This is a genomic window from Streptomyces flaveolus (assembly GCF_014648815.1).
GTDB lineage: Bacteria > Actinomycetota > Actinomycetes > Streptomycetales > Streptomycetaceae > Streptomyces > Streptomyces flaveolus.
The window spans coordinates 80046-103772 of sequence record NZ_BMRV01000015.1; the positions used below are offsets into that span (position 1 = coordinate 80046).

At 72.7% G+C, this 23727-nt stretch carries 21 protein-coding genes; 12 read left to right on the forward strand and 9 right to left on the reverse strand.

Annotated features, from left to right (window positions below; translation table 11 throughout):
* The first annotated feature begins 58 nt into the window (after positions 1-58).
* Positions 59-262: a hypothetical protein gene (locus tag IEZ05_RS29060; RefSeq protein ID WP_189233231.1), complete on the forward strand. Its 204-nt coding sequence runs from the start codon at positions 59-61 to the stop codon at positions 260-262.
* Positions 263-349: 87 nt separating this feature from the next.
* On the opposite strand, the gene IEZ05_RS29065 is transcribed toward IEZ05_RS29060, so the two are convergent.
* Entirely contained in the window at positions 350-3829 is a 3480-nt protein-coding gene (locus IEZ05_RS29065; protein WP_189233232.1) for a S41 family peptidase, read from the reverse strand.
* A 162-nt stretch (positions 3830-3991) separates the two neighbouring features.
* Here IEZ05_RS29065 and IEZ05_RS29070 point away from each other — a divergent pair, with 162 nt between their 5' ends.
* The 6 genes from IEZ05_RS29070 (at position 3992) to IEZ05_RS29095 (ending at position 9755) form a co-directional block, all read left to right on the forward strand.
* The gene (locus tag IEZ05_RS29070; protein ID WP_189233233.1) at positions 3992-4591 is read left to right on the forward strand and encodes a TetR/AcrR family transcriptional regulator; all 600 of its coding nucleotides are present in this window, start codon (positions 3992-3994) and stop codon (positions 4589-4591) included.
* A 121-nt stretch (positions 4592-4712) separates the two neighbouring features.
* Entirely contained in the window at positions 4713-6947 is a 2235-nt protein-coding gene (locus tag IEZ05_RS29075; protein WP_189233234.1) for an MMPL family transporter, read from the forward strand.
* Positions 6948-7105: 158 nt separating this feature from the next.
* Positions 7106-7639 (forward strand): hypothetical protein, encoded by a 534-nt coding sequence (locus IEZ05_RS29080; protein ID WP_189233235.1) that lies wholly within the window; start codon positions 7106-7108, stop codon positions 7637-7639.
* The gene (locus IEZ05_RS29085) at positions 7636-8331 is read left to right on the forward strand and encodes a hypothetical protein (protein ID WP_189233236.1); all 696 of its coding nucleotides are present in this window, start codon (positions 7636-7638) and stop codon (positions 8329-8331) included. The genes IEZ05_RS29080 and IEZ05_RS29085 overlap by 4 nt, the downstream gene beginning before the upstream one ends.
* A 78-nt stretch (positions 8332-8409) precedes the next feature.
* The gene (locus IEZ05_RS29090; protein WP_189233237.1) at positions 8410-8913 is read left to right on the forward strand and encodes a YbaK/EbsC family protein; all 504 of its coding nucleotides are present in this window, start codon (positions 8410-8412) and stop codon (positions 8911-8913) included.
* Positions 8910-9755 (forward strand): EamA family transporter, encoded by an 846-nt coding sequence (locus IEZ05_RS29095; RefSeq protein WP_189233238.1) that lies wholly within the window; start codon positions 8910-8912, stop codon positions 9753-9755. Before IEZ05_RS29090 ends, IEZ05_RS29095 begins: the two co-directional genes overlap by 4 nt.
* Positions 9756-9785: 30 nt before the next feature.
* Here the strand turns inward: IEZ05_RS29095 and IEZ05_RS29100 are convergent, their stop codons facing one another.
* Positions 9786-10724, reverse strand: coding sequence for an alpha/beta fold hydrolase (locus tag IEZ05_RS29100; RefSeq protein ID WP_189233239.1), 939 nt, complete (start codon positions 10722-10724; stop codon positions 9786-9788).
* A 90-nt stretch (positions 10725-10814) separates the two neighbouring features.
* Between IEZ05_RS29100 and IEZ05_RS29105 the strand changes: the two genes are divergently transcribed.
* From IEZ05_RS29105 to IEZ05_RS29115, 3 genes are all read left to right on the forward strand, one after another.
* Positions 10815-11444, forward strand: a complete 630-nt coding sequence (locus tag IEZ05_RS29105) for a TetR/AcrR family transcriptional regulator (protein ID WP_189233240.1) — start codon at positions 10815-10817, stop codon at positions 11442-11444.
* Between the two features lie 158 nt (positions 11445-11602).
* Positions 11603-11950, forward strand: a complete 348-nt coding sequence (locus IEZ05_RS29110) for a DUF1330 domain-containing protein (protein WP_189233241.1) — start codon at positions 11603-11605, stop codon at positions 11948-11950.
* Positions 11951-12081: 131 nt separating this feature from the next.
* Positions 12082-12357 (forward strand): DUF1876 domain-containing protein, encoded by a 276-nt coding sequence (locus tag IEZ05_RS29115; protein WP_189233242.1) that lies wholly within the window; start codon positions 12082-12084, stop codon positions 12355-12357.
* Between the two features lie 40 nt (positions 12358-12397).
* Here IEZ05_RS29115 and IEZ05_RS29120 read toward each other — a convergent pair whose 3' ends face one another.
* From IEZ05_RS29120 to IEZ05_RS29135, 4 genes are all read right to left on the reverse strand, one after another.
* Positions 12398-13582 carry a serine hydrolase domain-containing protein gene (locus tag IEZ05_RS29120; RefSeq protein WP_189233330.1) on the reverse strand — a complete coding sequence of 395 codons (1185 nt, stop codon included), beginning with the start codon at positions 13580-13582 and terminating at the stop codon, positions 12398-12400.
* Between the two features lie 90 nt (positions 13583-13672).
* Positions 13673-14431, reverse strand: coding sequence for an energy-coupling factor ABC transporter ATP-binding protein (locus IEZ05_RS29125; RefSeq protein WP_189233243.1), 759 nt, complete (start codon positions 14429-14431; stop codon positions 13673-13675).
* A complete protein-coding gene (cbiQ, locus tag IEZ05_RS29130) occupies positions 14419-15180 on the reverse strand; it encodes a cobalt ECF transporter T component CbiQ (RefSeq protein WP_189233244.1) in 762 nt (253 codons plus the stop codon). Before cbiQ ends, IEZ05_RS29125 begins: the two co-directional genes overlap by 13 nt.
* 1 nt (position 15181) lies before the next feature.
* Positions 15182-16255 (reverse strand): energy-coupling factor ABC transporter permease, encoded by a 1074-nt coding sequence (locus IEZ05_RS29135; RefSeq protein WP_189233245.1) that lies wholly within the window; start codon positions 16253-16255, stop codon positions 15182-15184.
* Between the two features lie 192 nt (positions 16256-16447).
* On the opposite strand from IEZ05_RS29135, the gene IEZ05_RS29140 reads away from it, so the two are divergent.
* Entirely contained in the window at positions 16448-16825 is a 378-nt protein-coding gene (locus IEZ05_RS29140) for an SsgA family sporulation/cell division regulator (RefSeq protein WP_189233246.1), read from the forward strand.
* 75 nt (positions 16826-16900) lie between these two features.
* On the opposite strand, the gene IEZ05_RS29145 is transcribed toward IEZ05_RS29140, so the two are convergent.
* The 3 genes from IEZ05_RS29145 to IEZ05_RS29155 form a co-directional block, all read right to left on the reverse strand.
* Positions 16901-18631, reverse strand: a complete 1731-nt coding sequence (locus tag IEZ05_RS29145; RefSeq protein WP_189233247.1) for a penicillin-binding transpeptidase domain-containing protein — start codon at positions 18629-18631, stop codon at positions 16901-16903.
* A gap of 287 nt (positions 18632-18918) precedes the next feature.
* Positions 18919-20556, reverse strand: a complete 1638-nt coding sequence (locus IEZ05_RS29150; RefSeq protein ID WP_189233248.1) for a penicillin-binding transpeptidase domain-containing protein — start codon at positions 20554-20556, stop codon at positions 18919-18921.
* Between the two features lie 138 nt (positions 20557-20694).
* On the reverse strand, positions 20695-22440 hold the full coding sequence (locus tag IEZ05_RS29155; protein WP_189233249.1) for a dolichyl-phosphate-mannose--protein mannosyltransferase: 1746 nt from the start codon (positions 22438-22440) through the stop codon (positions 20695-20697).
* 97 nt (positions 22441-22537) lie between these two features.
* Between IEZ05_RS29155 and rsmI the strand changes: the two genes are divergently transcribed.
* Positions 22538-23386: a 16S rRNA (cytidine(1402)-2'-O)-methyltransferase gene (rsmI, locus tag IEZ05_RS29160; protein ID WP_189233250.1), complete on the forward strand. Its 849-nt coding sequence runs from the start codon at positions 22538-22540 to the stop codon at positions 23384-23386.
* Positions 23387-23727 lie beyond the last annotated feature (341 nt).

A 23727-nucleotide genomic window follows, 5' to 3' on the forward strand; every position in this document is an offset into this window, starting at 1 on the left:
GAATCTGATCGGGCCCGGCCGATCCGGCCGGCCCGAAACACCACAGGAGTGAACCCACATGGGTATCAAGGACCAGTTCCAGGACAAGGCCGAGCGCATGCAGCAGCAGGGCAAGCAGCGTGCCGAGCAGGGCAAGCAGCGCGCCGACCAGGCCAAGGACCAGATGCACAACCGCGACCGCCGTCGCGACGAGGACGAGATGGACCCGTCCTCGCGCCGCCGGGACGCGGACGAGCGTTTCGAGGAGAGCTACGACGCCTGACGCGTGGCAGCTGATCCGAGGAGGCGCCCTCCGTCGCACGGAGGGCGCCTTCGCGCGTGCCCGGGTGTCCCCTTCACGGCCCCCGCGTCAGCTCCGCGGCGGCAGCGGCGGCCGGGACCGGTCCGGTACGGCGTCGTATCCGGGCGGCGTGGTCGGCGGGTTGGCCTCCAGCAGCTCCAGCGCGAGCCGCACCGCCTCGTCCAGCACCGGGTAGCGGCCCTCCGCCCAGTCCAGCGGGGTGCGCAGCGCCTCCACGTCGGGGGCGACGCCGTAGTTCTCCACGGACCAGCCGTACGCGTCGAACCAGGCCGCGTTCATCGGCACCGTGATCACCGTCCCGTCGCCCAGGCGGTGCCGGCCGGTCATGCCGACCACGCCGCCCCAGGTGCGCTGTCCGACCACCGGGCCGAGCCGCAGCAGCTTGAAGGCGGCCGTGATCATGTCGCCGTCGGAGGACGTCGCCTCGTCCGCGAGCGCCACCACCGGGCCGCGCGGGGCGTTGGACGTGTACGACACCGGCTGGGCGTCGCGCGTCAGGTCCCAGCCCAGGATCGTGCGCGTCAGCTTCTCGATGACCAGTTCGCTGATGTGCCCGCCCGCGTTGCCGCGCACGTCCACGATCAGCGCGGGCCGGGACACCTCCATGCGCAGGTCGCGGTTGAACTGCGCCCAGCCGGAGCCGCCCATGTCGGGGATGTGCAGATAGCCGCAGCGTCCGCCGCTCAACCGCCGTACCACCGCGCGGCGTTTGGTCACCCAGTCCTGGTAGCGCAGCGGGCGTTCGTCGATCAGCGGGACGACGGCGACGCGGCGGGCGGGGCCCGGACCGTCCCCGGCCGGTGCGAAGGTGAGCTCCACGGTCGTCCCGCCCGCGCCGGCGAGCAGCGGGGACGGCCCGGCCACCGGGTCGACCGGGCGGCCGTCGACGTGGGTGAGGGCGGCACCCTCGCGGATGCCCGTGCCGGCCAGCGGGGAGCGGGCCTTGGAGTCGGAGGAGTCGCCGGGCAGGATCCGCTTGACGATCCAGCGGCCGTCCCGGCACACGAAGTTGGCGCCGAGATGGCCCTGCCAGCGCTGGTAGTGGGCCGGGCCCTCGTTGCGGCGGGCGGCGGCGACGTAGGCGTGCGAGGTGCCCAGTTCACCGAGGACCTCGCGCAGCAGGTCGGCGAACTCGTCCGGGGTGGCGACCCGTTCGACCAGCGGGCGGTACTGCGCCAGCACCGCGTCCCAGTCGATGCCGCACATGCCGGGGTCCCAGAAGTAGGCGCGGATCAGGCGGCCGGCCTCGTCGTACGCCTGGCGCCACTCGGCGGGCGGGTCGACCTCGTGCAGGATGCGGCGCAGGTCGATCCAGGTGGTCGAGTCCCCGTCGCCCGCCTCGGTCGCCGGTACGGCGCGCAGGTCGCCCTCGTCGAGCACGACCAGCCGGGTGCCGTCGCCGCTGACCCGGAACCAGTCGAGGTGGTTGACCAGTTCGGACTTCTTCGCCTTGGCGAGGCTGAAGTGCTCCAGCGTGGGGCGCTCGCTCGGGTCGTCCGGGTTGGCGAAGGTCTCGCCGAGCGCGCCCGAGATCGGCCAGCGCAGCCAGACCAGGCCGCCGCCCGCGACGGGATGCAGCGCCGAGTACTTGGAGGCGGCCACCGGGAACGGCGTCACCCGTGCCTCCAGGCCCTCCGCCTCCACGGTCACCGGGCCGCCCTCCCCGGGCTCGTCCTCCAGCGGGTCCAGTCCGCCGGCGGCCGGGCGGCCCTCCGGGTTGAGCGCGAAGGGGGAGGGGGTCGCCGACGACAGCGGCACCAGGTAGGGCCGGCAGCCCAGCGGGAAGGAGAGGTCCCCGGTGTGCACGTCGTACACCGGGTCGAAGCCACGCCAGGACAGGAACGCGAGATAGCGGCCGTCGCTGGTGAACACCGGGTTCTCGTCCTCGAAGCGGCCGTTGGTCACGTCGACGACGACCGGTCCGTCCGCTCCGTCGATGCGGGCCATCCTGATCTGCCGCAACGACCGTCCGATCCCCGGGTGGGACCACGTCAGCCAGGCCCCGTCCGGGGAGAAGGCGAGGTCGCGCACGGGGCCGTTGTCCGAGCGGACCAACTCGGTGACGACGCCGTCGGCGGGGTCCTCCGGGATGTCCGCACCGTCGTCGCCGGTGCCCTCGCCGCTCGCCTCCCCGTCCGTGCCGGGTTCCGCCTCCGGGGCCGTGCTCGTGCCCGCGGCCCCGGGTTCCGCCTCCGCTCCCTCGCCGCCCGGATCCGCCCCGGCGGCCACCGCGCCGTCGTCCGGGCCGGCGCCCGCACCACCGGCCCCCTCCAGCACCTCGGCGCCCTCCGTCTCCTCCGAGACGTCGAGCAGCAGCAGCCGCCCGTCGTGCGAGGCGACGGCGAGGCGCCCGCCCGCCGGGTCCGAGACCAGCTCCAGCACCCGGCCCAGCCGGCCGGAGGCCAGCCGCCGGGGCGCCCGGCCCCCCGTCGCCCGCGGCAGGTAGGAGATCTCGACGGCGTCCTCGCCGTCCGCGTCCGTCACGTACGCCACCCGTCCGCTCGCCCCCACCATCTCCGGGAGCCGGACCCGTACGCCCGGGGTGTCGGCGAGGGTGCGTGCCGGGCCGTCGCGGTGGGTGAGCCAGTACAGGCTGCCGCGTACGACGACGGCGCTCGCGCGGCCCGTCTCGTCGACGGAGAGGCCGCCCACGTTCTGCGCCGCGGGCACCTGGTAGGTGCGCCGTCCCGCGCGCGGCCCGCTCAGCCGGACGTCGAGGCGGCGCGGCACCGACGCGGACGACAGGTCGTCGACGATCCACAGGTCCCCGGCGCACTGGTACACCACCCGGGTGCCGTCGCTGGAGGCGTGCCGGGCGTAGAAGGCGTCGTGGTCGGTGTGGCGGCGCAGGTCGGAGCCGTCGTGGGCGCACGAGTAGAGGTTGCCGACGCCCTCGTGGTCGGAGAGGAACGCGATCCGGCCGCCGGTGAACATGGGGGAGTCGAGGTGCCCGTCCAGGTCCTCGAGGAGTCGCTGCCCGTGCAGCCACAGCCGGCCCGTGGCGCCGCCCCGGTAGCGCTTCCAGGAGGCGGGTTCGTGCGGCGGGGTGCCGGTGAGCAGGAGCGTCCTGCGCTCGCCGTCGAGGTCGGCGGCTTGGATGTCCGTGACCGGGCCCCAGGGCAGCTTGCGGCCGGGGTCGCCGTCGAGGGAGATCTTGTGGGCCCAGGTCAGGTGCGAGAAGGGCTCGCCGTGGGAGGCGACGGCGAGGACGGCGCTGCTGCCGTCGGGGTCGGGGGGCGTCCAGCCGCAGACGCGGGTGTCGAAGCCGCCCCAGTGGGTGAGCCGGCGTCCGGGTCCGCCGTCCACCGGCACGAGGTGGACCTCCGGCACCAGGGTGCGCCAGCTGGTGTAGGCGATGTGGCGGCCGTCGGGCGAGAAACGCGGGTGGCCCGCCTTGGTGCGGTCGACGGTGAGCCGCCAGGCGCGGCCCGGAGCGTCGAGGTCGGCGAGCCAGAGGTCGTCCTCGGCCACGAAGCACAGCCGGTCGCCGCTGAGGTGGGGAAGGCGCAGATAACTCACCCATCCCATGCTTTGCCGCGGGCAGGGCACCGGCAACTTATGGGGAGCTGACAACCGTGACCCACGACACGAACGAAACCGTTTCGTTTCGCTAGTGGGCCGGTGTAGATTCATGACGTACGAAACGGTGTCGTTCTGAGTAGCGGAGAGAACGGAGAGGGGGAGAGCGAGATGACCGAGGTCGCCACCGCGCGCCGCAGTCGGATCACTCCCGAGCGCGAGGCCGAGCTGTACGGCGCCGTGCTCGACCTGCTCCGGGAAGTCGGCTACGACGCCCTCACCATGGACGCCGTGGCCGCACGCACCCGGTCCAGCAAGGCGACGCTCTACCGCCAGTGGGGCGGCAAGCCCGAGCTGGTCGTCAAGGCCATCCGGCACGGCAAGCCCGGCAAGATCGGCGAGATCGACACCGGCACCCTCCGCGGTGACCTGCACGCCCTGATGGCCCGCGAGGACGACTGCACCATGGAACAGAACTCCGCGCTGATGCGGGGTGTGGCCATGGCGCTCCACCAGAATCCGGACCTGCGCCAGGCGTTCCGGGAACAGCTCATCGAACCGGAGATGGCGGAGTTCCGGCGGCTGCTGCAACGCGCGGTCGACCGGGGCGAGGTGAGACCGGACTGTCCGGCACTGGACTTCCTCGTGCACATGCTGGTCGGCGGTTTCGCCACCCGCACGCTGCTCGACGACCAGCCGCCGACCCGGGCCTTCCTCACCTCCTACATCGACGCCGTGATCCTCCCCGCTCTCGGCGTCCCCGTCTCCTGACACGTCCCTCGGCCAGGCCCCACCTGAGCCCCGTATGAGCCCCACCTGACGTCACCGCTCACGTCGTCGGGCTGATCACCCCTGCCCTGAAGACCCACGACCTGACCGGGAGTACGCCCTCGTGGCCACATTCCTCTACAAACTCGGCCGGCTCGCCTTCCGGCGACGGCACTTCGTCGCCCTGATCTGGGTGGCGCTGCTGACGCTCGCCGGTGTCGGCGCGGCCAGCGCCCCGCCCGCCGGCAACTCCTCCTTCTCCATCCCCGGCACGGAGGCCCAGAAGGCCTTCGACCTGCTGGAACAGCGCTTCCCGGGCCAGAGCGCCGACGGGGCGACCGCACGCGTCGTCTTCAAGGCGCCGGCCGGCGAGAAGATGACGGACGCCGGCAACAAGGCGACCGTCGAGAAGACCGTCCACGAGCTTCTCGACGGCTCCGAGGTCGCCTCCGTCGCCGACCCCTACCAGGGCAACGCCGTCAGCAAGGACGGCACGATCGCCTACGCCTCGGTGAAGTACGACGTCTCCGGCATGGAGCTGGAGGAGTCCACCAAGGACGCCCTGGAGGACGCGGCGCAGCAGGCGCGCGACGCCGGGCTGACCGTCGAGATCGGCGGTGACGCCCTCCAGGCCGTCCCGGAGACGGGCGCCACGGAGATCATCGGCATCGCGATCGCCGCGGTCGTCCTCGTCATCACCTTCGGTTCGCTGATCGCCGCCGGACTGCCGCTGCTCACCGCGCTGATCGGCGTCGGCATCGGCGTCTCCTCGATCACCGCGCTGGCCAATGTGCTGGACCTGGGCTCCACCACCTCCACCCTGGCGATGATGATCGGCCTCGCGGTCGGCATCGACTACGCCCTGTTCATCGTCTCCCGCTACCGCGCGGAACTCGCCGAGGGCCGCGAACGCGAGGAGGCGGCCGGCCGGGCCGTCGGCACCGCGGGCTCCGCCGTGGTCTTCGCCGGCCTCACCGTGGTCATCGCGCTGGTGGGCCTCGCGGTCGTCAACATCCCGATGCTGACCAAGATGGGCGTCGCGGCGGCCGGCACGGTCGCCATCGCGGTCCTGATCGCCCTCACCATGATCCCCGCGCTGCTCGGCTACGCGGGCCGCAAGGTCAAGCCGGCCGGTCAGAAGAGCAAACTGCTGGGCGGTGCCCGCGCCGCGCGGAAGAGCGAGGCCGGCAAGCCCGCCAAGGCCAACCTGGGCACCCGCTGGGCGAGCTTCGTCGTCCGCCGCCCGGTCGCCGTGCTCCTGCTCGGCGTCATCGGCCTCGGTGCCGCCGCGATCCCCGCGACCTCCCTCGAACTGGGCCTGCCCGACGACGGCTCGCAGCCGACGTCCACGACGCAGCGCCGGGCGTACGACCTGCTGTCGGACGGCTTCGGCGCCGGCTTCAACGGCCCGCTGATGGTCGTGGTGGACGCGAAGGGCACCGACGCCCCGAAGGACGCGTTCACCGACGTCTCCGACGAGATCGAGGGCCTGGACGGCGTCGTGGCGGTGACCCCGCCCGCGCCCAACAAGGCCGGCGACACCGCGACGATCACCGTGATCCCGGACTCCAAGCCGTCCTCCGTGCAGACCGAGGACCTGGTGCACGCCATCCGTGACGCGGGCGGCGACATCGAGGCGGACACCGGGGCGGAGACCCTGGTCACCGGCGCGACGGCGATGAACATCGACGTCAGCCAGAAGCTCAACGACGCGCTGCTGCCCTACCTGGTCCTGGTCGTCGGCCTGGCCTTCCTCCTCCTGATCGTGGTCTTCCGCTCGATCCTGGTCCCGCTGAAGGCGGCCCTCGGCTTCCTGCTCTCCGTCATGGCGGCGCTCGGCGCGGTCGTCGCGGTCTTCCAGTGGGGCTGGCTGTCCGGCCTGCTGGGTGTCGAGGAGACCGGCCCGGTCATGTCGATGATGCCGATCTTCATGGTGGGCGTCGTCTTCGGCCTGGCGATGGACTACGAGGTCTTCCTGGTCACCCGCATGCGGGAGGCGTACGTCCACGGCGAGAAGCCGAACCAGGCCGTCGTCACCGGCTTCAAGCACGGTGCGCGGGTGGTGACGGCCGCGGCCGTGATCATGATGGCGGTCTTCGCGGGCTTCATCGGCTCCAGCGAGTCCATGATCAAGATGATCGGCTTCGGCCTGGCGATCGCGGTCTTCTTCGACGCGTTCGTCGTCCGCATGGCCATCGTCCCGGCCGTCCTCGCCCTGCTCGGCAAGAAGGCCTGGTGGCTGCCGAAGTGGCTGGACCGCGCCCTGCCCAACGTGGACGTCGAGGGCGAGGGCCTGCGCACGGCCGCCGACCGCAAGCACACCGACCCCGACGAGGACCGGGTACCGGCCCGCACCTGACATCCCACACCTGACGACAGACCGGCCGGTGAGGGCCCCGTGGGGACGGGGCGGCCCTCACCGGCTTTCTTCTTTCCCCGACCGCCCGGGGCGTCAGCGGGTCAATCCAATGGGCCTGCAGAGCAGAGGAGTTGATAGATTCGCATGTGCGATCGGCGATGAGCCATATCGTCCTGATGAACCAGGACGACTGGCGCAGGCAGGCCCTGGAGGAGTTCAGGAAGAACGGCGGGAAGGCGGTTGCCTTCCCGGTCGAGGCCAAGCGCTCCAAGGGTTTCTACTTCTCCCCGGAGGAGGACCCCAACTGGTTCTACGCGGTGGGCGGCGCCAACACCAACGTCACCGGTGTGGTGACGGCCGTTCCGGACGCGAACGGCAACCCGAGGATCGGCATCGACTACCAGGTGAACGTCTGGGACCGCTACAACTGGGACCAGGGCAAGGGCGTCGACATCGGTCCGCTGAACGTGCCGGACGGACAGATGGCCAAGCTGCACCGGGTGGGCCTCGCCCAGGAGTTCGACATGTCGGGCAGCAGCAGCGTCAGGCACTACGACCTGGGCGCCTCGGCGCCCACCGGGGATTCGCTACCGGGCCCTGGCGAGAGCAGAGACGGGCGTTTGAATCCCGGCCGGGAACAACAACAGGACCGTACGGCCGGCATGCCGGTGGGGAGAGCGGACAGCCGATGAATGACGTGAATCCCTTCCGGGCCCCCGAGCCGGGCAGAAACGAGGCCGAGGGCGTCGGTGGCGGGCGCCCTCGATGGCTCGTCGCCGGGGTGGTCGCCGGTGCGCTGGTCCTCTCGGGCGCCGTGACCGCGGTGGGGTGGCTCCTCGACGGCTCGGACGGTGCCGGTGACCGCGTGACGGAGCAGGCGGCGGACGTGCGGTGGGCCGAGGGGATCACGCCGAAGTGGATGAGCGAGCGGATGGGCCTCGGCATTCCGGCCACGGCCCGATCCCCGCAAGCCGCGTACGAGGTCACCTCCCGCTTCGACACGGGCCTTCTCAGCTTCACTCTGACCAGGTCGGAGGCGGATTCCTACCTGGCGGAACACCCCCCGGACGGCAAGTGGCTCGAACCGACCTCCGCACAAGCCGACGTCACCTCCCACGACTTCGCCCACTTGGGGCTCCCGGAGCCCGAGACGTTCGAGGACGGCATGCGTTACGGCGATGTCTGCCCCGGCTCCGCCGAGACCGCCGGGGAGTCCGGCGTCTCCGGCGTCTCCGATGCCTACGGCCTGTCCGACAAGCGCTGCGTCAGCCTGTACGCGCACGACTACGCGCCCGGACGCACCCGCATCTATCTCCGCGCCCACTTCGAGCCGGGCATCAGCCCTCTGCCGGCCACCCCGTCCCCGTCGGCCCAGGAGAACTGACCGCTTCCGTCCTCGCCCCTCCCACGGTCCCCGTAACGCAGTCGCCTGCGCCCTACATCCACCGCTACGGTGCCGGTCATGACGACGACCAATGGCACCCCCGAGGCCCACCCCCGTTTCGCCGACGCCCTGCGTGAGCTCGGGCTCGACGACCTCGTCGGGCAGGTCCGGCGGTTTCCGGAGGCCACGCGGACCGCCGCCGAGGCCGCCGCCGCGATCGGGTGCGAGCTGAGTCAGATCTGCAAGTCGCTGATCTTCGCCGCGGACGGGGTGCCCGTGCTGGTCCTCATGGACGGGGCCTCCCGCGTCGACGTGGACCGGGTCCGTGAGGAGCTCGGCGCCGAGAAGGTCACGCGGGCCAAGGCCGACGTCGTGCGGGAGACCACCGGGTACGCCATCGGCGGCGTGCCGCCCTTCGGGCACCGCAGCAGGACCCGGGTGCTCGCCGACCGGTCCCTGCTCGCGCACGACACCGTGTGGGCCGCCGCGGGCACCCCGTACGCCGTCTTCCCGATGGCTCCCAAGGACCTCGTCGCCACCGCGGGGGCCACCCTCGTCGACGTGCGCGAGCCCTCCGCGTGACCCCTCTGGTCACGGCCGCGGTCCTGCTCGCCGCGGTCACGCACGCCGGCTGGAACGCCATCGCCCACCGGATCGCCGACAAGCTCACCGGCTTCGCCCTGATCTCGGGCGGCGGGATGCTCATCGGGCTCGCGCTGGTGCCGTTCACGGCGCTCCCGGCGGCCGGCGCGTGGCCGTATCTCCTCGCGTCCGCCGCGATCCACATCGGCTACTACGCCCTGCTGATGCGCTCCTTCCGGCTGGGTGACTTCGGGCAGGCCTACCCGATCGCCCGGGGCAGCGCGCCCCTGCTGGTCACCGTCCTGGCCGCCTTCTTCGCGCACGAGGTGCCCGACGGATGGGCGACCGCGGGCATCGCGCTGTCCTGCGCCGGACTGACCGGCGTCGCCCTGTGGGGGCTGCGCGGACGCCGGCCCGACTGGGCGGCGATCGGCGCGGCCCTCGCGACCGGGGTGACCATCGCGGCGTACACCGTCGTGGACGGGCTGGGCGTCCGCGCCTCCGGGTCCTCCCTCGGGTACATCGCCTGGCTGATGGCGGTGCAGGGGTCCGTCCTGCCGGCGTACTTCCTGTACCGCCACCGTGCCGGTGCCCGGGCGCTGCTGCGCCCGCACGCCGGTCTCGGACTGGTCGGCGCGGCCATGTCCGTGCTCGCCTACGCCCTGGTGCTGTGGGCGCAGACCCGTGCCGAACTCGCGCCGATCGCCGCGCTGCGAGAGTCCTCGATCCTGGTCGGCGCGGCGATCGGCGCCCTCTTCTTCAAGGAGCGGTTCGGCGCGCCCCGGATCGCGGCGGCGGGGCTCCTGGTCGTCGGGATCGGGCTGATGCTGCACACCGGGTAGACCGCCTCCCGCCCGGCGCCCCGGCATGTGTCAGTCGGCGGAGTCCATGAAGGCCACCATCCGGCGGTTGATCTCCTCCGCGTGGTCGATCTGGGGCCCATGGCCGGTGCCGTCGACGATCTCGGCCCGGGCGCCGGGTATGAGGCGCGGAACGCGCTCGACCTGCCTGCGCGGGTGCACGAGGAGGCTGCGCTTGCCGAGCACCAGGTAGAGCGGGGTGCGCAAGGTGGCCAGCTCGTCGTCGGACAGGGGCAGGGGGGCGGGGCGGCGGACGCGGTAGGCGCGGACGCCCGTCCTGATCATGGTGCGCAGTTCCGGCACGACGAGCACCGGCTGCTCCAGCCAGGACGCCAGCCGCGGGCGCAGCGCCTTGGGCGCGAAGGTCGCGAAGAGGCTGGCGAAGATCCAGACGAAGAAGCGCAGGCCCACCTTCTCCAGGCCGCCGGGGTCGAGCAGGGTGACCGAGGCGAGGCGGCCGGGCTCGCGGTGCGCCTGGTTCAGGGCGAGCCATCCGCCGTAGGAGGAGCCGACCAGGTGCACGCGGTCGAGCCCGAGCCCGGCAAGGGTCTCCTCCAGCCACTGGGTGGCGCGTTCGGGCTGGTGGATGGGTTCGCGCTGGACGCTGCGGCCGGGGTCGCCCGGGGTGTCGATCGCGTAGACCGGGCGGACGGCGCTGAGGGCCGGGGTGTTCGGGTACCACATGGCGGAGCAGGAGCCCGCTCCGTGCACCAGGACGACGGGGGTGCGGGAGCGCGCGGCGGGGTCCGCGGGGTCGTACCGGTAGACGTGCGTGGTGCCGAAGGAGGTCTCCACGTCGGTCTCCGCGGCGGCGGGCGCTCCCAGCGCGTAGACCGCGTCGCAGGCGGCGAAGTACCGGTCGCGCCAGGCGTCGCTGACGAAGCGGCCGACATCGGCCTGGGTGCGGGTTGCGGTCGGGAACACGGTCACCTCCGGGGGTCGGTCCTTCATGGTACGAACGTATCACGTTGATGGTACGGTTGTATCATGAAAGGCGGGACCGGACCGGGCCGGTGGACAGGGTGAGTGGAGGAGCGGTCGATGCCCAAGCGCGTGGATCACGCTGAGCGGCGTACGAAGATCGCCGACGCGCTGCTGCGCGTGGCGGCGCGGCGCGGGCTGCACGCCGTGGGGATGCGCGACGTGGCGGCGGAGGCGGGCGTGTCCCTGCGGCTGGTGCAGTACTACTTCGAGACCAAGGAGAAACTGCTCTTGCACGGGCTGCACCGGCTGGCCGAGCGCTTCGGGGACCGGGTAGCCGCCCGCCTCCGGGCCGCCGGAGACGATCCGGGGCCGCGCGCGATGATCGAGGCGGTGCTGAGGGCGGCGCTGCCGGCCGACGAGGAGGGTCGCACCTTCCACCTCGTCTACACCTCGTACGCCGTCCTGTCGGCCACCGACCAGGAGCTCGCCTCCCAGCCGTTCATCAAGAATCCCGACGCCGCCGAGGGCGCCGTGGCCGGACTCCTGCGGCAGGCGGCGGAGCGTGATCTCCTGCGGCCCGGGGTGGATCCCCGGATGGAGGCCATCAGTCTGCTCGCCCTGTCCGCCGGACTCGGCACCAGCGTCCTCGTCGGCCAGCGCGGCCCCGAGGAGGCCGCCGCGGTGCTCGGGCACCACCTGGACCGGATCTTCCGGGACGACCGCGCCGGCGCGGGAACGGGCGCGTGACGCCACCGCCCGGCTGCCCGCCGGCACCGGACGCTCCGGCCGACACCGGACGGTCCCGCCGGGGTCGCTCACCTCTTGGGGCATCGGCACCGGTACGGCACCCTGCCACGACCACCGTCATACGCACGCACACTCCGATCACCAACCGGAAGGACGCCATGTCCGCCTACGTCGTAGCCCACCTGCAGGACGCCGCTCCGCACCCCGAGGTCGCCGACTACATCGAGCGACTCCCCACCACCTTCGAGCCGTACGGAGGCCGTTACCTCGTGCACATGGCGCAGCACGAGGTGCTGGAGGGCAACTGGCCCGGCTCCGTCGTGATGATCGGTTTCCCCGGGGTCGCCGAGGCCCGCGCCTGGTGGGACTCGCCCGCCTACCAGGAGATCGCGCCGCTGCGCTCACGGCATATCGAGGGCGACATCATCCTGGTCGACGGCGTCCCCGAGGGCTACGACGCGTCCGTCACCGCCAAGGCGATGCGGGAGGCCATGTCCGCCGAGTAGTCCCGGGGAGGCCGGGCGACGGCCCCACCGGGCCGCCGGGACGCACCGGCGGGCTGTCTTCCACGATTCCGTGGGTGCGTCCGCACGCCGCGAGGAGCACCCTGGAAGGAGGTGTTCCGGAGGTGATCGTCATGATGCACACCGCTGTGGGATGGCATGTCGAGCTGGAGTTCATGGAGGACGACCAGCACACGCGCGCGGTCGCGATGGTGCGGCTGCCCGACGGCACGGAGGTGCGGGCGCACGGCCACGCCAGCCGTCACCGGGTGGACGCCCAGCAGCCCCGGGTCGGGGAGGAGGTTGCCGGTGCGCGGGCGCTGAACGAGCTCGCGATGCAGTTGCTCACCAAGGCGCACAGCGAGATCGACGACGCGTCGGGGCGGATCTCCCACCCGATCCACGTCTGAGCCGGGACCCCGGCGGGCCGGCTCCGTCCCCCGCCGGGTCTCAGCCCGCGTCGAGCGACGCCCGCACCGCCCGCACCAGGGCCTGCGCCCGCGGGTCGGCCGTCACGGTCTTGCGGAAGCCGTTGGTGACGTAGCCGAAGGAGATCCCCGTCTCCGGGTCGGCGAAGCCGAGGGCGCCGCCGCGGCCGGGATGTCCGAAGGAGCCGGGGGACAGGAACGGGGACGCGCTGCCGTGCAGCATGTAACCGAGGCCGAAGCGGGTGCCGACCACCAGCACCCGGTCCGGACCCGCCGACTCCTCGGCACGGGCGCGTTCCGTCGTCGCCGGGTCGAACAGCCGCACGCGCCGCGTCACGCCGTCGACCTCGCCGGTCAGCGCCGCGTAGAAACGGGCCAGTGCGTCGGCCGTCGCGATGCCGTTGGTCGCCGGGAGCGCCGCCGCCCGGTACGCCGGGTCGTTCTGGTCCGGGAACGGCGTGATCGCCGCGAAGGCGCGGCGGGTGAGGGAGTCCGGGTCCTCGTACGCCTCGGTGACGGAGCGCTTGGGGCGCAGGCGCAGCCCGCCGGACGGCTCGGGGTCCTCGACGCGGCCCACCCGGCCGACGCGGCCCGCGCTCTCCTCCTCGGCGGGCAGGCCGAGCCACAGGTCCAGGCCCAGCGGGCCGGCGATCTCGTCGGCGATCCACTCGCCGGTGCCGCGCCCGCCCGTCACCCTGCGCACCAGCTCGTCGAGCAGCCAGCCGTAGGTCAGCGCGTGGTAGCCGTGGTCGGTGCCCGGCTCCCAGACGGGTGCCTGGGCGGCGACGGCCTCGGGGCCCCGCAGCGGGTCGAGGGCCTCCTCGGGGGTGAGCGGACGGTCCAGCACCGGCAGCCCGGCCCGGTGGTTCAGCACGTGCCGGACCAGCACTCGCTCCTTGCCGTGCGCCTTGAACTCCGGCCAGTACTCGCCCACCGGCGCGTCCAGGTCCAGCTCCCCGCGCTGGTGCAGCAGCAGCGGTACGGCGGCGGCGACGCCCTTCGTCGCCGAGCGCACGACCTGGGCGGTTCCCCGGCGCCACGGCTCGGTGCCGTCGATGTCGCGCGTGCCGCCCCACAGGTCGACGACCTTGCGCCCGTCCCGGTAGACGGCGACCGCCGCGCCCCGGTCCCCGAGCGCCGCGAAGTTCCGTGCGAACGCTTCCCTGACCGGCTCGAAACCTCCGGCCACTGTGCCGTGCACGTCCACGCTCGCGTCCACTTCCCTGCGTCCCTTCCCGATACCCCGGCCCGTCGCCCGCGGCAGTGGGTGCAACAGCCACCGTCCGCCTGCGATTCCTCACGTACCCGTCGTGACCGACCGCGGGTCGAAGCCGAAGGGCAGTTCCAGACGGTGGGCGCGCATCAGCGCGTCGTCGGAGAGCAGGTCGGCGGTCGGGCCGTCCGCCGCGATCACTCCGTCGCTGAGGACCAGGGCGCGGGGGCACAGCTCCAGGGCGTAGGGCAGGTCGTGGGTGACCATCAGGACCGTGACGTCCAGGGAGCGCAGGATGTCGGCGAGTTCGCGGCGGGAGGCGGGGTCCAGGTTGGAGGACGGTTCGTCCAGGACCAGGATCTCCGGCTCCATGGCGAGCACGGTCGCGACCGCCACCCGGCGCCGCTGGCCGAAGGAGAGGTGGTGCGGGGGCCGGTCCTTGAACGCGGCCATGCCGACCAGGGCGAGCGCCCGGTCCACGCGCGCCTCCAGCTCGGCGCCCTTCAGCCCGGCCGCCGCCGGTCCGAAGGCCACGTCCTCGCGCACCGTCGGCATGAAGAGCTGGTCGTCGGGGTCCTGGAAGACGATGCCGACCCGGCGCCGGATCTCCGCCATGTTCCGCTTGTCCACGGGCATCCCGGCGACGGTGACCGTGCCGGTGCCGCCGGACAGGATGCCGTTGAGGTGGAGCACCAGGGTCGTCTTGCCGGCGCCGTTCGGACCGAGCAGCGCGACCCGCTCGCCGCGGGCGACGGAGAAGTCCACGCCGAAGAGGGCCTGGTGCCCGTCGGGGTAGGCGAAGGCGAGGCCGGAGACCTCCAGAGAAGCTGTCACAGCACCCATCCCAGCAGACAGACGACGAGCGCCGCACACGGGAGGGTCAGTGCGTACGACCACTGCGCCCGGGACGCGGTCACCTCGTCGATGACCGGCATCGAACCGGCGTACCCGCGGCTGACCATGGCCAGGTGGACGCGCTCGCCGCGCTCGTAGGAGCGGATGAACAGGGCCCCGGCGGACTTGGCGAGCACGCCCCAGTGCCGGACGCCCTTCGCCTCGAAGCCCCGCGACTCCCGGGCGATCCGCATCCGCCGCATCTCGTCGGTGATGACGTCGCCGTAGCGGATCATGAAGGACGCGATCTGCACCAGCAGCGGCGGCAGCTTCAGCCGTTGCAGGCCGAGCAGCAGTTCGCGCAGCTCGGTGGTGGAGGCGAGGAGCACGGAGGCGGCGACGCCCAGGGTGCCCTTGGCCAGGACGTTCCAGGCGCCCCACAGGCCGCCCACGCTCAGCGACATGCCGAGGACGTCGACCCGCTCGCCCTCCGCCACGAACGGCATCAGCACCGCGAACGCGACGAACGGCACCTCGATCAGCAGCCGCTTGAGCAGGAAGGCGGCCGGGACGCGGGCCGCGCAGGCCACCGTCGCCAGCAGGACGGCGTACAGGCCGAAGGCCCACATCGCCTCGCGCGGGGTCGACACCACGACGACCACGAAGGCGAAGGCCGCGGCGAGCTTGGTGTGCGGCGGCAGACCGTGCACGGGGGAGTGCCCGTGCCGGTAGAGCCTGTGCGCGTGCCCGGTGCCCATCTCAGACGCTCGTGTCGCTGGTGGTGCCGGCCGTCGTGCTGCTCGGCGAGGTGTCGTCGGTGCGCCGCCGGCGCACCGCCCAGAACACCGCGCTGCCGGCGACGACGGTGACGCCGACGCCGATGACGCCCGCGAGGCCGCCGGAGACGCGGGCGTTCGTGATGTCCTTCACGCCGTAGTCGGCGAGCGGCGAGTCCGCGCTCGCGTGCTCCTCGGTCTTCTTGTCGATGCCCTTGTCGGCGGCGACCTTCTCCAGGCCGTCCGGGTCGGCGGAGGCGTAGAAGCTGACGAACCCGGCGAGGACCAGGGAGGCGACCAGACCGGTGATCCACACCTTGCGGTGCGAGCGGGCGGCGACGGGCGCGGGGGCCGGCCCGGCGTCCGGGGCGTCGACCAGTTCGCCGTTCACCCGCAGCTTCAGCCGCTGCTGGAGCCCGCGCGCCCCGTACACGAGGTCCGGGCGTACGGCGATGACGGCGCCGACGGTGAGCGCGGTGATCGCGGCCTCGCCGATGCCGATCAGGACGTGCACGCCGATCATCGCGGTGGCGACCTTGCCGATGGAGACGTCGGTGGTGCCGCCGATCCCGTACAGGACGGTGAAGGCGAGGGCGGCGGCCGGGACGGAGACGAGCGCGGCGACGAAGGAGGCGACGGTGACCGAGCGGCGGGTGCGCGGCAGGACCTTCACCAGGCCCCGGAAGAGGGCGTAGGCGACGACCGTCGTGACGATCGCCATGTCGGTGATGTTCACGCCGAGCGCGGTCAGGCCGCCGTCCGCGAAGAGGATGCCCTGCATGAGCAGGACGACGGAAACGCACAGGATCCCGGTGTAGGGGCCGACGAGTATCGCGGCGAGCGCGCCGCCGAGCAGATGCCCGCTGGTGCCCGCGGCGACGGGGAAGTTCAGCATCTGCACCGCGAAGATGAACGCCGCGACCAGGCCCGCGAGAGGCGCCGTCCGCTCGTCCAGCTCGCGCCGCGCACCGCGCAGGCTCACCGCGATGGCGCCGGCGGCGACGACCCCGGTCACGGCGGAGGTCGGGGCGTTGATGAATCCGTCAGGTACATGCACGGGTCGATGATAGAGGCTTGTTGCGAACCTCTTGCAAGAGCGAGGCGCTCGTTAACTCGGCTGTGAGACAGGTGACCGTGCGGCGTGGAGAGTGCCTCGCTCTCAAAATGTGTCATTCGGAAAATATGGGACATTTGATGAGGGGTGGACGCACAGCTTCCCCCTAGGTGACAGAGCGTGAGGTGCGATCCGATGTCCGTTGTCGAACAGTACGCACGAGCCCACATCCTCACGGACGCGGATCTCCCCGACGAGGACGACGGCGGCGCCATACCGGTCGTTCTCCGCTACGACCCCGACCACGACCCGCGCTCGGTGTGCGTGGGGCTGCCCGGGCGGGGCCGCAGCCCCGTCGCGCGCGAGTGGAGGTTCTCCCGGGACCTGCTCGAACAGGGACTGCGGGCGCCCACCGGGAGCGGCGAGGTACGGGTGTGGCCCTGCGGGCGGGTGCAGGCCGTCGTCGAGTTCCACTCCCCGCAGGGGTGCTCCGTCGTCCAGTTCGAGACCAAGGCGCTCATCCGGTTCCTGCGCCGCACCTACGCGGCGGCGGCCGAGCCGGTTCCGCACTGAGCCGCCCGGCCGCCCCTGCGCCGCCCGTCCGGCCGCCGGAACCGTCCGCTCAGCAGCCCGCCGTCAGCCGCCCGCTCAGCCGCCCGCCTTCAGCAGCGCCGCCACGATGGGCCCCGCCGTGTCGCCGCCGTGACCGCCCTGCTGGACCACGCCCGCCGCGGCCAGGTCGCCCCGGTACGCGGTGAACCAGCCGTTGGGCTTGTCCTGGCCGTCGACCTCGGCGGACCCCGTCTTCGCGCCGACCTGACCGCTGACCCCGGCCATCGCCTCGGCCGCCGTACCGCTCGTGGCCGTGTAGGACATCAGCTCGCGCAGCTGCCCCAGCGTCGACGCGGACATCGTGCGGGAGGCCTTGGCCGTCCTGCGCCCGTCGACCGACGGGTCGACCAGGTACGGCTGGTGGAAGGTGCCGGTGCGCACGGTCGCCGACACCGACGCCATGTTCAGCGGGTTCATCCGCACCCCGCCCTGCCCGATGAGGGAGGCGGCCATCGGCGCCGCGCTCTGCACCGGAACCGAGCCGTCGAAGCTCGGCACGCCGATCGCCCAGTCGTTCCTCGACAGGCCGAAGACCTGCTGGGCCTGCTTGGTCAGGTCGTCGTTCTCCAGCTTCGGGGCCTGGCTGATGAAGGCGGTGTTGCAGGACCGGGCGAAGCTGGCCTTGAACGTGCCGTTCTTGATCTCGAACTCGTCGTCGTTCTGGAACTTCCAGCCGCCGTAGCTGGAGTACTTCGGGCACGGGTGCTGCTTGTCGGCCGACGCCAGGCCCTTCTCGATGAGCAGCGAGGCGGTGACGACCTTCATCGTGGAGCCGGGGGCGAGGGAGCCCTGGAAGGCGGTGTTGAAGCCGTGGCCGCCGTTGGCGACCGCGAGGATCTCCCCCGTCGAGGCGCGCAGCAGCACGACCGACGCCCGCGCCTTGCCCGCCACCTGCTGCTCGGCGGCGGCCTGGAGGCCGGGGTCCAGGGTCGTCCGCACGGTGCCCGGCGTGCCCTCGCTCAGCTCCAGCAGGGTCTTGTCGGACGCCTTCGCCGCCTTGGACTCCTTGCCGCGGACCACGCGCAGTTCGATGCCCGCCGTGCCGCCGGCCTTCTTGCCGTACTTCTCGCGCAGCCCGTCCAGGACGGTGCCGAGCGACGGGTAGGTCGCGGCGGTGATCTCTCCGCCGTCGCGGTCCAGCGCCTTGACCGGGGGCGTCCCGGCCTCGCCGGTGACCAGCGTGTCGCCGTCCTTCAGCTCGGGGTGGACGACGGCGGCGTGCCAGTCGACGAGCGGCGCGCCGTCGCCGGCCCGGCGGACGACGGTCAGCGCGCTGTCGTAGGCGAGCGGCTTGCTGACCGCCTCCCCCTGCGGGGACGCGGCCTGCGGGGACGCGCTCTGCCGGGTCCCGTCCTGTGCCTCGCCCCCGTAGGCCACCGTCGCCCTGACGGAGAACGGGACCTTTGCGCCGGCCGGGGTGCCCGGGGTGAGCGTGGTGTCCGTGACGTGGGCGTCCTTCGTCCAGCCGGTGAGCAGGGCCGTGGCCGCCTCGGCGTCGTCGGTCGCGGCGGCCGCGGCGGCGACGTCACCCCGCTGCCAGGCCGTGAGGAACCGCTGGGCGGCCGTGGTCACCTCGGCAGCCGTCAGCGGACCGGCCGGCGCCTTGTCCTCGGCCGCCGCGGACGTCGTCCGCCCGGTCTCCTCGGCCGCGGCCCCGCCGTACAGCGCCCACGCGCCGGCTCCCGCGCCCACGACCACGGCGACCACTCCGCCGACCAGGGCCGGTCTCGTCTTCCGTCGCCCGGCGACGGCCCTTCTGCTGCCCACTCGCGTCCCGTTCCTCCGCGTCGCCCGGAAGTCCCGGGCCCCTGCTGCCGCACCCTTGCCACGACGGCGACCACCCTAGGGGGTGTCGTTCGGATCTTGCCGGGGTCACCGGGTCCGGCACGCGCATCTGCGGCGTTGTCGGTTGCCAGGGCTCCGCCCTGTCGCCCTCCTCCGCCTTTCGGCTGCACGCACCGGACCCCGCTCGGGGCAGCTGCAGAGCACCGCTGCCTGGACTCGGCCTGGGCCGAACGACACCCCCTCGGGCGTCCCGCCCCACCGGAGCGTGCTCAGCCGCCTGCCCGCAGCACGTCCGCCACGATCGGACCGGCCGCGTCACCGCCGTGGCCGCCCTGCTGGGCCATGGCCGCCGCCGCGACGTCGTAGCGGAAGCCGGTGAACCAGCTGTCGGACGTGGCCTTCCCGTCGACCTCGGCCGAGCCGGTCTTGGCGCCGATGTCGCCGCCGAGCCCGGACATGGCGTTCACGGCGGTGCCCTGGGTCGCGGTGAGCCGCATCATCTGCTTGAGCTGGGAGGCGGTGCTCTGCGGCAGCCCCTTGGCGGTGGCCAGCTGCCGGCCGTCCAGCTCCGGCGGGACCAGGTACGGCTGGCGGAACTCGCCGGTGATGGCGGTCGCCGTCACCGAGGCCATGTTCAGCGGGTTCATCTGGACCTGGCCCTGGCCGATGGCGCCCGCCGCGCGGTCGGGGCCGCTGACGGCGGGGACGCTGCCGTCGAAGGAGACGATGCCGGTCTGCCAGTCGTCCCGGCCCAGCCCGAACCGCTCCTGGGCCTCCTGCGTCAGCGACGAGTCGGTGAGCGGGTCCTCGTCGATGAGCTTGATGAAGCCCGTGTTGCAGGACCGCAGGAAGTCGTCGGCGAGCGTGGCGCCCGTGTCGGGCTTCATTTTGGTGAGGTTCTTGAAGGTCTGGCTCTGCCAGGTCGCCGTGTCCGGGCAGGGCGCCGGGCTGTTCATCGAGGCCACGCCGTTGTCGATGAGCATGGCGGCGGTGATGATCTTCATGGTGGAGCCGGGGGCGACCCGGCCCTGGAAGGCCGCGTTGAAGCCGTCCGCGCGGTTGTTCGCCACGGCCAGCACCTCGCCGGTGCTCGGCTTGACGGCGACCACCGAGGACTCGTCGAACCTGCCGACCGCCCGCTCGGCCGCCGCCTGCACGCTCGCGCTGAGCGTGGTGCGCAGCTTGCCGGGCCTGCCCTCGGTCACCGTCAGCAACGGGGTGTCCGGGGCCTGGGTCATGGTGTGCCGGATCGCCAGCTCGACGCCGGGCGTGCCGCCGGCCTTGTCGCCGTACTTCTCGCGCAGGGTGGCGAGGACCGGGCCGAGCGAGGGGTACTTCTCCTTCGTCAGCACGGTGCCGTCGCGGTCGACCGCCTGGATCTGCGGGGTCGCCGACTCCTCGGTGACCAGCGTGTCGCCGTCCTTCAGCTGGGGATGGACGACGGCCGGGTCCCAGTCGACCAGCGCCCGCCCGGAGGTCTGCCCGCGCACCACGGTCAGCTCGCTCCGGTACGTCAGCGGCTTCGACTGGCCGTCGTAGGAGACCTTCGCCTTCACGGTGAACGGCACGGTCATGCCGCTCACGCTCACCTCGCCGGGCGTGATCTCGACGCCGGTGATGCGGGCGTCCTCGCCGTAGGCCGTGAGCAGCGTCCCGGCGATCGCGGCGTTGTTCGTGTACGAGGCCGCCGTCGTCGCGTCACCCTTCTCCCACGCGGTGAGGAACTTGTCCGCGGTCTCCTTCACCTCGTCGCCGCTCGGCGGCCCGCTCTTCGTGGACGCCCCGGCCGCACCGGAGCCCCCGCCCCCGTCCAGCGCCGACACGACGTTGTAGGCGCCGTACCCGGCCCCGCCCACCATCACGGCGAACACGCCGCCTATGACGGCGGCCTTCACCCCCCTGCCCATCGGCAGTCCCCTCCCCGTCGGACCCTGAACACGCTTTCTTGAACGCGTTCAGAAGTAGTTGTGAGGTGCACTCTAGGTGCCGGGAGTGGCCCGCGGTACGGGTGTGTCCGGAAGTTGTCCGAATGAGATGCGGTCGCGTCAGACCCAGGTGTCGAGCCACATCCGCGACCGCCACTCCTCCATGGGGATCGCCGTGCCGGTGTACAGGGGCCAGAAGTAGATGAAGTTCCAGGCGATCAGCAGCACCAGCACGCCCGCGCCAGTGGCCCCCGCCACGCGCCGGGTGTCGCCGCAGCCCGGCCGGCCCACGATCGCCCCCAGCAGCATCGCCACCGCCAGGCACAGGAAGGGCAGGAAGACGACGGCGTAGAACAGGAAGATCGTGCGCTCCTGGTAGAGGAACCAGGGCACGTAGCCGGCCGCCAGCCCGCAGGCGATGGCACCCGCGCGCCAGTCGCGGCGGAAGGCCCAGCGCCACAGGACGTACAGCAGGGCGAAGCAGCCGATCCACCACAGCAGCGGCGTGCCGATCGCCAGCACCTCGCGGGCGCACTTCTCGCCCGCGTCGGCCGGGCAGCCGTCCGTGCCGGCCCCCGGCGACTCGTAGAAGTAGGAGACCGGGCGGCCCAGGACGATCCAGCTCCACGGGTTGGACTGGTACGTGTGCGGAGACGTCAGGTGGGTGTGGAACTCGTACACCTGTGTCTCGTAGTGCCACAGGCTGCGCCACCAGTCCGGGAAGAGCCACGACCAGGAGCTGGTCCGGCCGTCGGCCGTCGCCCAGTCGCGGTAGTAGCCGCCGGAGCCGTCGGAGGGGGAGAGGATCCAGCCGGTCCAGGTCACGATGTAGGTGAGGACGGCGACCGGCACGGTCGACAGGAACGCCCAGCCCAGGTCGTGCTTCAGGACCGCCAGGTACGGCCGGCGGGCGCCCGCGACCCGGCGGGAGCCGACGTCCCAGAGCACGGCCATCACGCAGAACGCCGCCATGACGTACAGGCCGTTCCACTTGGTGGCCGCGGCCAGGCCCAGCATCACCCCGGCCGCCAGCCGCCAGGGCCGCCACCCGAGCCGCAGCGTCTCGGCGACGTGCGCGTCCGGGCGGACCCGGCCGTCGGCGTCCTCGGGCAGCGCGGCGGCGAGCTTCCCGCGGGCCCTGTCGCGGTCCACGACCAGGCAGCCGAACGCGGCCAGCACGAAGAACATCAGCACGCTGTCCAGCAGCGCGGTGCGGCTCATCACGAACGCCAGGCCGTCCACCGCCATCAGCGCGCCCGCCAGGCACCCCAGGAACGTGGAGCGGAACAGCCGGCGCCCGATCCGGCACAGCAGCAGCACCGACAGCGTGCCGAGCAGCGCCGTCATGAACCGCCAGCCGAACGGGTCGAACCCGAACATCAGCTCGCCCAGCCCGATCACGTACTTGCCGACCGGCGGATGCACGACGTACGCCGCGTCCGTCGGGATCGGGACGTCCCCGCCCGAGTTCAGGATCAGGTCGTTGGCGTTCTTGTCCCAGTTGACCTCGAAGCCACGGTGGATCAGCGCCCAGGCGTCCTTGGCGTAGTACGTCTCGTCGAATATCACCGCCTTCGGGCTGCCCAGGTTCCAGAACCGCAGCACGCCCGCCAGCAGCGTCACCAGCAGCGGTCCGCCCCAGCCCGACCAGCGCCCGATCCGGTCGGCCGCCGTCTTCGACAGGCCGAGGAAGGTCCACAGCCGCGGGCCGGGCCGCGTGTACGGCGGCACCAGCCGGTCGCGGACGTCGCCCGCGGGCAGCCCCGCCGTGTAGCCGAAGCGGCGCAGCCGCTGCTGCCAGGTGGGCCCCTGGTCGGGCGGTGCCTGGTCCTGCCGGAGGTCCGTGGAGGACGCGGTACTGGTCACCGCGCCATCGTAGGGAACCGTGCTGTGCACGTCCCGCGCACGGCCCTCACCGGTCCGGATGCGTCCCCGTCCGCGCACCCCTGGGAGGATGGGGGACGTGACTGGAACCCTTGTACTGGCGGGCACTCCCATCGGCGACGTCCAGGACGCCCCGCCCCGGCTCGCCGCGGAACTCGCGGGCGCCGACGTCGTCGCCGCCGAGGACACCCGGCGGCTGCGCCGGCTCACCCAGGCGCTCGGGGTGACGCCCAAGGGGCGCGTCGTGTCGTACTTCGAGGGCAACGAGTCCGCCCGTACGCCCGAACTGGTCGAGGAGCTGGTGGGCGGCGCGCGCGTGCTGCTGGTGACCGACGCCGGCATGCCCTCGGTGTCCGACCCGGGCTACCGGCTGGTCGCCGCGGCCGTCGAGCGGGACGTCAAGGTGACCGCCGTGCCCGGCCCGTCCGCCGTGCTCACCGCCCTCGCGCTGTCCGGGCTGCCGGTCGACCGGTTCTGCTTCGAGGGCTTCCTGCCCCGCAAGGCCGGCGAACGGCTCGGCCGGCTGCGCGAGGTCGCCGGGGAGCGCCGGACCCTCGTCTACTTCGAGGCCCCGCACCGCCTCGACGACACCCTCGCCGCGATGGCCGAGGTGTTCGGCGCCGACCGGCGGGCCGCCGTCTGCCGGGAGCTGACCAAGACGTACGAGGAGGTCAGGCGTGGCGGCCTCGGCGAGCTCGCCGCGTGGGCCGCCGAAGGGGTGCGCGGCGAGATCACCGTCGTGGTCGAGGGTGCACCGGACACCGGGCCCGAGGAGGTCGGCCCCGAGGAACTGGTGCGCCGGGTGCGGGTGCGCGAGGAGGCCGGGGAGCGGCGCAAGGAGGCGATCGCCGCGGTGGCCGCCGAGGCGGGCGTCCCCAAGCGGGAGGTGTTCGACGCGGTGGTCGCCGCGAAGCACGCCGGAGCATAGGGCGGGACGCGAGGGCACCCGCTCGGGAGAGCGGGGGCTGTCCGCGCCGCGCCTGCGCGACGGCGACGACGCGCGTCGGCGCGCAGACGACGGCGGCCGTGCGCGCCCGCGCGGGAACGACGCGGGCGTTGCGCGCCTGCGCGGGCAGGACGGGCGTCATGCGCGCCTGCGCCCCATGGGTGGGCAAACAGGCCCTCCGCAAGGCAAAGCCCCGCCCCGCCCGCCGGGGGCGCTCGGGCAAGGAACGCCCAAAACGGCTCCAATACTCGACAGGACTGATGCGTTCCTGTCGGGCGAGGCGTCCACTGGACGCAGGGGGACGTACCCGTTCCCCACGTCCA

Coding starts and splice junctions, on each gene's coding strand:
- IEZ05_RS29140 (WP_189233246.1), top strand. CDS start 16,448: ATGTCCGTTGTCGAACAGTACGCACGAGCCCACATCCTCACGGACGCG.
- IEZ05_RS29150 (WP_189233248.1), bottom strand. CDS start 20,556: ATGGGCAGGGGGGTGAAGGCCGCCGTCATAGGCGGCGTGTTCGCCGTG.
- IEZ05_RS29065 (WP_189233232.1), bottom strand. CDS start 3,829: ATGGGATGGGTGAGTTATCTGCGCCTTCCCCACCTCAGCGGCGACCGG.
- cbiQ (WP_189233244.1), bottom strand. CDS start 15,180: ATGGGCACCGGGCACGCGCACAGGCTCTACCGGCACGGGCACTCCCCC.
- IEZ05_RS29070 (WP_189233233.1), top strand. CDS start 3,992: ATGACCGAGGTCGCCACCGCGCGCCGCAGTCGGATCACTCCCGAGCGC.
- IEZ05_RS29080 (WP_189233235.1), top strand. CDS start 7,106: ATGAGCCATATCGTCCTGATGAACCAGGACGACTGGCGCAGGCAGGCC.
- IEZ05_RS29100 (WP_189233239.1), bottom strand. CDS start 10,724: ATGAAGGACCGACCCCCGGAGGTGACCGTGTTCCCGACCGCAACCCGC.
- IEZ05_RS29085 (WP_189233236.1), top strand. CDS start 7,636: ATGAATGACGTGAATCCCTTCCGGGCCCCCGAGCCGGGCAGAAACGAG.
- IEZ05_RS29105 (WP_189233240.1), top strand. CDS start 10,815: ATGCCCAAGCGCGTGGATCACGCTGAGCGGCGTACGAAGATCGCCGAC.
- IEZ05_RS29090 (WP_189233237.1), top strand. CDS start 8,410: ATGACGACGACCAATGGCACCCCCGAGGCCCACCCCCGTTTCGCCGAC.
- IEZ05_RS29125 (WP_189233243.1), bottom strand. CDS start 14,431: ATGGGTGCTGTGACAGCTTCTCTGGAGGTCTCCGGCCTCGCCTTCGCC.
- IEZ05_RS29060 (WP_189233231.1), top strand. CDS start 59: ATGGGTATCAAGGACCAGTTCCAGGACAAGGCCGAGCGCATGCAGCAG.
- IEZ05_RS29115 (WP_189233242.1), top strand. CDS start 12,082: ATGATGCACACCGCTGTGGGATGGCATGTCGAGCTGGAGTTCATGGAG.
- IEZ05_RS29110 (WP_189233241.1), top strand. CDS start 11,603: ATGTCCGCCTACGTCGTAGCCCACCTGCAGGACGCCGCTCCGCACCCC.